Annotated in this window: 4 protein-coding genes; all 4 read right to left on the bottom strand. The window is 76.9% G+C overall.

Annotated elements, in window-relative coordinates; genetic code table 11:
* Nucleotides 1–1,075: type VI secretion system baseplate subunit TssG (tssG, locus tag PYV61_RS22085; RefSeq protein ID WP_275835741.1), on the bottom strand; the 1,075-nt coding region annotated here is incomplete at its 3' end.
* On the bottom strand, nt 1,057–2,943 hold the full coding sequence (tssF, locus tag PYV61_RS22080; protein ID WP_275835739.1) for a type VI secretion system baseplate subunit TssF: 1,887 nt from the start codon (nt 2,941–2,943) through the stop codon (nt 1,057–1,059). The genes tssG and tssF, both read right to left, overlap by 19 nt.
* Nucleotides 2,940–3,473 carry a type VI secretion system baseplate subunit TssE gene (tssE, locus tag PYV61_RS22075; RefSeq protein ID WP_275835737.1) on the bottom strand — a complete coding sequence of 178 codons (534 nt, stop codon included), beginning with the start codon at nt 3,471–3,473 and terminating at the stop codon, nt 2,940–2,942. The genes tssF and tssE overlap by 4 nt, the downstream gene beginning before the upstream one ends.
* A 2-nt stretch (nt 3,474–3,475) precedes the next feature.
* Nucleotides 3,476–3,882: type VI secretion system domain-containing protein (locus tag PYV61_RS22070; protein ID WP_275835735.1), on the bottom strand; the 407-nt coding region annotated here is incomplete at its 5' end.

The raw sequence follows: 3,882 nt of genomic DNA, 5'->3' as shown, positions 1-3,882 counted from the left end.
AGTTGAGACCACGATTTGTCTTCCTAAGACCGCTTGGCCTCCGACTTCGCGGCGGGCCGGTCGGACGGCGCGGCGCGGCGTCGCCGGGCGCGGGTGACGCCGGAGGCGGCGGCGCGCGCGGCCCGCCGAGCGGCACGCCGAGCACGCAGGGGGCGACGTGGCCGCGGTCGAGCACCAGCTGCGCGTCGACCCCGACCTGGTCGTCGACGTACAGCCGCGCGAGCGCGGCCAGCGCGGGGTGCGCCGCGCCGCCCGGCAGGAACGCGTCGAACTGCGCGCGGGTGAGCGGCCCGAGGCGCAGGCGCACGCGCGCCTGCGGGTCCCAGACCTCGTCGCCGACGACGCCGAGGCCGAGCCGCGCCGTCGCGTCGTCGCCGCCGAGCGTGACCTGGCCGCCGCCGTCGACGCGGCGCCACTCGCCGACGAACTGCTCCACCTGCGCCGGCACGTCGAAGTAGTCGCCGACCAGGCGCGCCAGCCCGTCGGCGGAGCGCGCCGCGGGGGCGAGCAGCGCCGCGTAGTGGCCGAGCGCCGCGTCGGCGATCGGCAGGCGCCCGCGCAGCCCGCGGGTCCCGAGCCCGGCCGCGTCCAGCAGGTGGTCGAGCAGCCAGTCGTCCTCCCCCGTCTCGTGGCCGAGGACCGGCTTGGACCGCCCCCACGCGCGGTAGAAGAGCGAGAGCGCGCGGTGGTGGAACAGGTCGAGGAAGTCGCGGAACGCCGTGTCGCGCGCGCGGGCGCGGTCGGCGGCGTGCTGCGTGTACGCATGCGGCAGCACCGCCTGCGGCCCGGTGAGCCCGAAGAACGTGACGCTCAGCCGGTGGGGCCCCTCCCCGTCGGCCGGCGGGCGGATGCTCAGCACCTCGGCCGGGGGGAACGCGAGCGACGGCGGCACCGAGAAGCGGACGACCTCGCTCCCCGGCTCCGCCCACCCGCCCACCGGCGCGCGGTCGGAGCGCAGCCGCCCGAGCAGGCGCACCGCCTGGAACGCGGCGAAGCGCGTCGGCTCCGTCTCGAGGGCGCGCTGCAGCGCGGCGCGCGCCGCGGCCGGCGGCGCGCTCACACGAGCGTCCGCCACCCCGACCTCGGCGCCCACTCGCGCACCGGGCGCCGGCGCTGCCGGCTGTGGGCGACGAGCTGCGTGAAGCTGTTCATCGAGACCGAGAGGGCGAGGAACCGCTCCATCACGCTCGCGAAGAGGAACATGCCGCCCCCCGGGAACTGCTCCTCGTCGAACAGCAGCTCGACGCGGCGGCCGCGCGCGAACGCGATCCCGTGCTCGGTGACGACGCGCGCGTGCGTCGGGGCGCTGCGCACGTCGGTCAGCCCCTGGATCTGCTGCTCGCCGGCGACGCGGTCGCCGGTGTTGTGCAGCCGCAGGAGCTCCTGCAGCGCGTCGCGCCCCCCGTCGACGAGCGAGAGGTGGTTGAGCGAGAGCGCCGACACCAGGCGCCAGAGCAGCGACTTGCCGAGCGACGGCTGCACGACCTCGGTCGGCTTGATGAGGCAGCGCACGCGGCGCACCGGCCCGCCCGTGGCGAGCTCGAAGTCGCCGCGCTCGTCGACGCCGAACGGCAGCCGCGCCGGGAGGTCGCCGTTGAAGCAGGTGAGGCGGCACGTGACCACGTCCGCGTCGGGCGTGCGCACGCCCCCGCTCAGGTCGGCGAAGGAGAGGTGCACCTCGGTGCCGAGGTCGGTGCGCCACCCGCTGGAGCGCCGCACGCCGTGCCAGTACAGCGCCCCCGCCCCCGCCTCGGCGCCGTGCCGGATCGCGTACAGCGGCGGGACGGGGCGCGGCTCCGGGTTGCTGGTGGTGAGGAGGTCCACCTCGTCCACCGACCAGGTCTCGATCTCCAGCCGCCGCCGCGCGTCGGGGACGACGGGGTACTCGAGCTGCCGCTCGGAGAGCAGGATCGGGTCGGCGGTGTGCGCGAACAGGTTCACCACCGGCGTGCAGCCGAGGCGCACGACGTCGGCCGACAGCCCCAGCTCGAGCGCGGCGCGCCGCTCCGCGCGCTCGAACCGGCTGAGCAGGACGACGAGCTCCGCGCGCGGGCCGCACCCGAGCGCGCGCAGCGCCGCCCCGAGGCCGACGACGTCGACGAAGTGGAACTTCTGCGGCAGGACGAACAGCTCCTGCAGGAGGCGGTGCGCGGCGAGCGTGCGCCGCGGCAGCGGCAGCAGCGCCTCGTCCTCCGCGAACCCCACCGGACGCAGCGCGTCGGCGGGGAGCAGCTGCGCCGGGAGCGACGGCTGGTCGGGGTCGCGCACCGCGACGCGCGCGACGTTGTTGGCCAGCAACTCGTACAGCACGTCCGTCACGGCGGCGTCGCCGGCCAGGTGCAGCCGCAGCGCGTCGAGCGTCACCTGCCCGAGGCGCATCCCCGCGAACGCGCGCAGCTCGATGCGGATGGCGCCCACCGCGTCGGCCAGCCGCACCCCCGGCCCCGCGCGCTCCGCCCCCGTCCACTCGGCGGCGGCGACCGTGGCCGGCCAGAGCGTGGTGGCGTAGCAGGTCCGGAAGCGGCAGGGCATCCCCTGCACCGCCCGCGACCGCAGCTCGGCGCCGCGCGGCACCGCGAGCCCGCCCGGCAGCTTCCCCAGCTCGGGGTCGAGCTCGAGCTCGACGACGGCCAGCGACGGCACGGGGCGCACGTGCTGCGGGTAGAGGACGTCGAGCAGCGCCTCGGACAGCTCCGGCAGGTCGTCGTCGAGCCGGCGGTGGAGCCGCGCGTTGAGGAAGGCCACGCCCTCGAGCAGGCGCTCGACGTGCGGGTCCTCGCTCTTGGTGGGCTCCAGCTGCAGGCGCGCGGCGACCTTCGGGTACTTCGCCCCGAACTCCGCGCCCAGGCGCCGCAGGTAGGTCAGCTCGCGCTCGTAGTAGAGCAGCAGCTCGTCGCGCCCCGCCCCGCCCTCGGCGGCGCGCCCGGCGCCCGCCGCGCTCACGCGCGCGCTCCGCCGCCCGGGCCCGCGGCCGGCCGCGCGACCTCGGCGGGGCGCACCGTGTGGCTGCCGTTCACCGGATCGAGCACGGTGTCGAACACCACCTGCTCGGGGCTCGGGTCCATGCAGAGCAGCGCGCTGAGGGTGAAGCGGACCTCGGGCGTCGTCGCGTCGCCGCCGCCCACCAGCTCGATCTGCACGTCGGCCAGCCGCGGCTCGAACGCGGCGATGGTCGCGCGCACCCAGCCGAACAACTCGGCGCGCGCCTCCTGCGCGCCGCCGACCAGCCCCGTCGTGTCGGGGAGGCCGTACGCGTAGGCCGAGCGGCGGACCCCGACGAGCCCCGCCGGGATCGGCGCGTGCGGCGCCCGCGTGTTGAGCAGCCACTCCACGTCGCGCATGACGGCGTCGCGGAAGCGGCGCACCGATTCGGCGCGCGTCACCGGGGGGTCGTCGGGGAGCCGCGGGTCGTGGTCGGTCAGCCGGTCGAGCACGGACGGCAGGACGGTGCGCTCGATCTCGGTGCGCGCCATCGTCAGCCGCCCTTGCGGAGCGCCATCGCCTGCAGCGGGTCGAGCCGGCACACCTGCAGGTACAGGTCGGGGCGCGCGTTGTCGGGGTCGCCGAGCTGGTCGAGCACGCGGCACATGAGCACGAGCGGCTGCGCGACGAGCGCGCCGGACTCCCAGGTGTCGAGCGAGCGCTCCTTCACCGTCTCGACGAGCCGGCGGACGATCGGCTGCGCGACCTCGGCGAGGCCGGCGTCGACCATCAGCTGCGCGATCTGCGTCTCGCGGACGAAGCGCCCGCGCGCCGAGCGCTCGCGGTCGAGCGCGGCGACGAGCAGCTCGACGCCGCGCGCCGGCCGGCCGCGGGCCGCCTCGCCCCGCGCGACGAGGTAGGGGTCGGCCGCGTCGGCGCGCTCGCGGTCCGCCTGCCGAC

It is taken from the genome of Roseisolibacter sp. H3M3-2 (genome assembly GCF_029211165.1).
Lineage (GTDB): Bacteria > Gemmatimonadota > Gemmatimonadetes > Gemmatimonadales > Gemmatimonadaceae > Roseisolibacter.
The sequence above is the reverse complement of the archived record's forward strand: the minus strand, read 5'-3'. Positions and strand labels throughout refer to the sequence as shown.

Bases quoted from the DNA above. Each gene is read 5' to 3' on its own strand.
- tssE (WP_275835737.1), bottom strand. From the start codon at position 3,473: ATGGCGCGCACCGAGATCGAGCGCACCGTCCTGCCGTCCGTGCTCGAC.